General features: G+C 64.4%; 3 protein-coding genes and 2 rRNA genes. 3 read left to right on the top strand and 2 right to left on the bottom strand.

Annotated elements, in window-relative coordinates:
- A 16S ribosomal RNA gene (locus tag FG94_RS24890) occupies positions 1-212 on the bottom strand; the annotation flags it as partial.
- Positions 213-769: 557 nt separating this feature from the next.
- Here FG94_RS24890 and FG94_RS24885 point away from each other — a divergent pair.
- From FG94_RS24885 to FG94_RS24875, 3 genes are all read left to right on the top strand, one after another.
- Entirely contained in the window at positions 770-1180 is a 411-nt protein-coding gene (locus tag FG94_RS24885) for a DUF2061 domain-containing protein (RefSeq protein WP_036217346.1), read from the top strand.
- Positions 1181-1307: 127 nt separating this feature from the next.
- Positions 1308-4244, top strand: coding sequence for a response regulator (locus FG94_RS24880; RefSeq protein WP_036217344.1), 2937 nt, complete (start codon positions 1308-1310; stop codon positions 4242-4244).
- A 17-nt stretch (positions 4245-4261) separates the two neighbouring features.
- Positions 4262-5848, top strand: coding sequence for a response regulator (locus FG94_RS24875; RefSeq protein ID WP_036217342.1), 1587 nt, complete (start codon positions 4262-4264; stop codon positions 5846-5848).
- 91 nt (positions 5849-5939) lie between these two features.
- Here the strand turns inward: FG94_RS24875 and rrf are convergent.
- Positions 5940-6052, bottom strand: a 5S ribosomal RNA gene (gene rrf, locus FG94_RS24870).
- Positions 6053-6056: the final 4 nt, after the last annotated feature.

Here is a 6056-nt window from a genome sequence, read left to right as displayed (position 1 = left end):
TGAGGTCCGAAGATCCCCCACTTTCTTCCGTAGAACGTATGCGGTATTAGCGCAACTTTCGCTGCGTTATCCCCCACTTCTGGGTACGTTCCGATGTATTACTCACCCGTTCGCCACTCGCCACCAGACCGAAGTCCGTGCTGCCGTTCGACTTGCATGTGTAAAGCATGCCGCCAGCGTTCAATCTGAGCCAGGATCAAACTCTTCAGTTCAATCTCTGTTTGTCGAAAACCGCATTGCTACGGCTTTCGAAATCGATCCACTGGATCGATTTCGCTCACTCAAGATACTGACCGTTATCTCATTGCTGAGACAACGCTTAATACTTTTGTGAACATTTGATAATTTAAGTATGCAGCTGAACTAGTCAGCTGGCACCTTCATCAAACGCCCACACTTATCGACTGTTGATTGTTAAAGAACCGTTGTTCTGTACTACCTTGCTGCACCTTACGAAGCGTTGTGTTCGTCAGCAGCAGAGAAGTGAGATTATGCAGTGTTTCGCTTAACTCGTCAACCCCTCGTCTCTTTCGCTGTCGCTGCTGTAAAAGCTGCGGTGTGCGTCGGAGAAACGAGACTATAGCAAAACTCCCGTATGCAGCGCAAGTAACCCGTATGTGAACAAACCACAGCGCCGGCCCCGCCCAGGCGGCGCTGGCCAATAGCCTGCACCTATCAACTTCTTTGATTAAATTTGCTTTTAGCTATGAATGAGAATCGATATCATTTGGCATTACAGCAGTGTTAACGGAACAGAGGAAGAGCAAGCATGGTCATCGCCGCCAAGAAAACCAGTCAGGTCATCACCCACATGGCGATCGCGTTCGCCATCGCGTACGCCGTGACGGGCTCGGTCGTCTTCGGTGGACTGGCGATCGTCATCGAACCGCTCATCAATGTATTGCTGCTTCCCTTGCACGAGAAGGCATGGGCCGCCGTCCGTGCTCGCGCCCTTCACGAACGTGAACGCTACCTGCGCATCGCTGCCGAGAAACTGAGCCAGACCGTCCTCCACATGGGCGTGGCGTTCGCAGTGATGTATGTTGCTACCGGCTCGCTTGCCGTCGGCGGCATGGCCGCGGTGCTCGAACCGGTCTGCAACGTCCTGCTGCTTCCGGTCCATGACCGCTTCTGGAACAAGCTGGAACTGCGCATGAACGGCGGCGTCCAGGCTGCCTGAACATGCATTGGCATACAGACAAAAGCCACTGACCGCTCAGTTTCCAGTGTTACACTGTCACGCTGTTGCGGACACGTTGTTCGCAACGCGGCCCTGGCGAGCTTCGCCTTCGACCAGATGAGGCAGTATGAGCAAGATCGTTTGGCCCGCTTCGCGTTCCGAAGCGGCCGAGCTGATTAGATCCCGGGACTGGAGCACGACAACGCTCGGCCCCCTCGACAGCTGGCCAGCTGCCCTGCGCACGCTGACCGACGTCGTCCTGCGCTCGCCGGCCGGCATGGCCCTGATCTGGGGTGACGACCGTACCCTCATCTACAACGACGGCTACGCGCGGGTGTGCGGCAGCAAGCATCCGCAGGTCCTCGGTACCTCGGTGCTGGACGCCTGGCCGGATGCCCGCGACTTCAACGAGGAAGTCCTCGATGCCTGCTTCGCCGGCGAAGAACGGGTCTTTCGCGACGCCCGCTTCGTCCTCGACCGTCATGGCGTGCCGGAGGAGATCTGGTTCGACCTCTATTACGGTCCGGCCGTCGATGAGCACGGCGTCGTGCGCGGGGTACTGGCGACCGTGCTGGAGACGACCGAGCGGGTACACAGCGCACAGCAGCGGGAACGCCACGAAAGCCATCTCGAGCAGGTCAACAGCGACCTGGACGCCCTGCGCATCACGCTCGAACAGGCCAACCGGCGCCTGTCCAGCGACATGGACTTCCTCAACACCCTGTTCCGCCAGGCGCCGAGCTTCATGGCGGTGCTCACCGGTCCGGAACACGTGTTCGCGCTTGCCAACGACGCCTACCTGAAACTGGTCCAGCATCGCCCGATCCTCGGCAAGCCGGTGCGGCTCGCCCTGCCGGAACTCGATGGACAGGGCATCTACCAGCTGCTCGACGGTGTCTACACGAGCGGCGAGCCCTACCATGGCCGCCAGCTCGAGGTCCAGCTGGACCGCGGCAACGGCCAGGACATGGAGCGCCGCATCCTCGACTTCGTCTACCAGCCGCTGAAGGATGCGGACGGCCGTATCCACGGCATCTTCGTCGAAGGCGTCGACGTTACCGAGCACGCGCTGACCGAGGAGCGGCTGCGTGTCGCGCAGGAAGCCGGCGGCATCGGCACCTTCGAGTGGTACCCGAGCACCGGCAAGCTGGTGGTGTCGGATGCCTACCGCCGCATCTGGGGCTTCGCCGCCGATATCGAGGTCACTGCCGACCTGCTGCTCAGCCGCGTCGACCCGTCCTTCCTGCACCTGGCCGGACCGAACCGCATCGGCAGCGAATCGAATCCGCTGCGCTACTCGGAATTCCTGATCACCCGCGTCGACAACGGCGAACGGCGCTGGATCGCGCGCCGCGGCGAGGCCGTCCCGAGCACGATCGCCGGCGAGCGGCGCTACCTCGGCGTGGCCCTCGACATCACCGAGCGCAAACGCACCGAGGAGAACCTGCGGCAGGCCGAGGCGGCGCTGCGCGAACTGAACCACTCGCTGGAGCGCAAGGTCGTGCTGGAAGAAGCCGAGCGCGCCAAGGCCGAGGATGCGCTGCGCCAGGCCCACAAGATGGAAGCGGTCGGCCAGCTTGCCAGCGGCGTGGCCCACGATTTCAACAACGTCCTGCAGATCATCTCCAGCAACCTGCAGCTGATGGAACTGGACGGAATCGGCAGCGTGCTCGGTGCGCGCGTGGCGAGCGCGGTTGCGGCCGTCGAACGCGGCTCGAAGCTGTCCTCGCAACTGCTCGCATTTGCGCGCCGCCAGCCGCTGCAGCCGGTGACCACCGACCTCGGACGCCTGCTGGCCGACATGGAGTCGTTGCTGCTGCGCGCCCTGGGCGACCGGATCGTGCTGGACCTGCGCCGGGCGCCGGGACTCTGGCATGCCAGGGTGGACCGCAACCAGCTCGAAAACGCCATCCTGAACATGGCGATCAACGCGCGCGACGCGATGGGCGGCAGCGGGCTCCTGACGATCAGCGTCAGCAACGGCGAGGCATCCGCAGGCCAGGTGTCGCTGTCGATCACGGACACGGGCTGCGGCATGACGCCGGAAGTCCTCGCCAAGATCTTCGATCCGTTCTATACGACCAAGGCGCCCGGCGAAGGCACCGGCCTGGGCATGAGCATGGTGTACGGCTTCGTGAACCAGAGCGGCGGCGAGATCCGCATCGACAGCAGCCCGGGCGATGGGACGACGATCACGATCCTGCTGCCGCGCGCCGACGGCGAGGCGCTGCACGTGCAGGCTGTGAACGAGGCCAGCGTGCCGGGCGGCGACGAGACCATCCTGGTGGTCGATGACGACGAGGCGGTCGTGGCCACCACCACCGAGCTGCTCGCCGGCCTGGGCTACCGGGTGCTCGGCGCCGAGAGCGGACAGCAGGCGCTCGCCGTGCTCCAGTCCGGGATGCCTGTCGACCTGCTGTTCTCCGACCTATCGATGCCGGGCGCCGTCGACTGCGCCTCGCTGGTGGCGCAGTGCCGGCACATCGCGCCGCGCACGCGCATCCTGCTGACCTCGGGCCAGCTGCCCGAGACCTCCTTCGACGAAGCGATCGAGCTACTGCCGAAACCCTTCAGCCGCGAGCAACTGGCGCGGACGATCCGCGGCCAGCTGGGTGCGAGCACGCTGTCGGTGCCCATGGCGGCGCCGGCGGTCGCGGACGACATCGTGCGCACGATTCCGTCCGCGCAGGACGACACGCAGCGCATCCTGGTGGTCGAAGACGATCCGGACACGCGCGAACTGGCCTGCGAGCTGCTCGCGGCGCTCGGCCATGCGGCCAGCGGCAGCGGCTCTGCCGAACATGCGCTCATGCTGCTGAACGAACATGAGGTCGACATTCTCTTCACCGACCTCAACCTCCCGCGCCTGTCCGGCCTCGAGCTGGCGGCACGGGCAATCGCGATGCGCCCGATGCTGCGCGTGATCCTTACCTCGGGCGAGGGGAACAACGTGCGCGTTGCGCCCGACAGCGGCATCATCGTGCTGCCCAAGCCCTACGATCTGCTGCAGCTCGAACAAAGCATCGCGCAGGCGATGCTCGAAGCGGGCGAGACTCTTCAATAAGACCGGTCCAGGACAAGATGCTCACCAAAACGATCGAAACCCGGGTCCTGCTGATCGACGACCACCGGATCAATGCGGACCTCGTCGGCGGCATGCTGGCGGACGAACCCGGCATCGTGCTCGAATACCAGCAGGATCCGTCGCGAGCGCTCGAGACGGCGCTGGCATTCGCGCCGACCGTGGTGATGGTCGACCTGCATATGCCGATGATCGACGGGCTGGAAGTGATCCGCACGCTCAAGCAGGATCCGCGCGTGGCCGAGGTACCGATCATCATGCTGTCGTCGAACACCAGTCCGCGCGTGAAGGCGAGCGGTTTCGAGGCGGGAGCGATCGATTACCTGGTGAAGTGGCCGGACAGTGTCGAACTCGCGGCGCGCCTGCTGGCGCACTCGCGTGCCTATCGCGCGACCCGGGAACGCGACCGGGCGCTGGAGGCGCTGCGCGCGAGCCAGGCCGAGCTCTTCGCACGCACGCACGAACTGGCACGGGCACAGGCCTCGCTGCACGAAGCCGAAAAAATGGAAGCGATCGGCCAGCTGACGAGCGGCGTGGCCCACGATTTCAACAATGTGCTCCAGCTGATCAACGGGCACCTGCAGCTGCTGCGGGTGGCGCACCGCGCCGACGAGCGGACGGTGAAGCGCCTGGAAGCAGCCTCCGAAGGCGTACGCCGCGGCGCCCAGCTGGCCTCGCAGATGCTGGCCTTCGCGCGCCGGCAGCCGCTGGCGCCGCTGGCCCTGGATGTGGGACGGCACCTGCGCAGCATGGAAGGCACGATCCGCCAAACCCTGGGCGGACATGCGCTCACGCTGTCGCACGGCGACGGCCTGCAGGCCTGCGTCGATCCGGCCCAGTTCGAGAAAACCGTCCTGCATCTGGTGCAGAACGCGGCGGAAGCCATGGACAAGGACGGGTGGCTCGAGCTGACGGCCGACGCGGCGCACTTGCCGGGACATGCGCAGGCCGACGAGGCCCCGGGCTACCTGCGCGTGCGCCTCACGGACAACGGCGCCGGCATGGACGAAGAGGTCCAGCGGCGCGCCTTCGAGCCCTTTTTCTCGACCAAGGCGGGCCGACGCAGTGCCGGCCTCGGGTTGAGCCTGGCCTTCGGCTTCGTGCGGCAAAGCGGCGGGCAGATCGAACTGGCGAGCGTGGCCGGCAGCGGCACGGCCGTGAGCATGTATTTCCCGCTGCTGCAGGCGGCCGAGGTGGAACCGGCGCCCGCAGCGGCGCCTGTCTCCGTACGAACCGTGCTCGTCGTGGAAGACGAAGCGCCGGTGCGGCAGGTCAGCGTCGAGGTGCTGCGCAAGCTCGGGCTGTGCGTGCTCGAAGCAGCGGACGGCGAGACGGCGCTGGGCATGATCCGCCAGCGGCTGCCGATCGATCTCGTCTTCACCGACCTGGTCATGCCTGGCGAGGTGCGCGGGCAGGACCTGGCGGCGGCAATGGCCGACTACCTGCCGCAGGCGAAGCTGTTGTTCGCATCGGGTTATCCGGGCGAAGGCGGCGCAAATGACGAGATCCTCGGGCGCAATCACCTGCTGCGCAAGCCGTACCGGCTCGAGGAAATGACGCGACTGGTGCAGCAGTTGCTGGAGTGAGGATCCGCAGTGCGGATCCGAACAGCGGGCTTTAGCCCTACAAAGCAAAAAACCCCACCAGAATCATCTGGTGGGGTTTTTCATATAACTAGCCTGACGATAACCTACTTTCACACTGGTTGCAGCACTATCATCGGCGCAAAGTCGTTTCACGGTCCTGTTCGGGATGGGAAGGGGTGGGACCGACTTGCTATGGTCATCAGGCTTT

The sequence above is a fragment of the Massilia sp. LC238 genome (genome assembly GCF_000735635.1).
Lineage (GTDB): Bacteria > Pseudomonadota > Gammaproteobacteria > Burkholderiales > Burkholderiaceae_D > Telluria > Telluria varians.
Note: the sequence above shows the minus strand (reverse complement) of the source record. Positions and strands in the feature narration are given on the sequence as shown.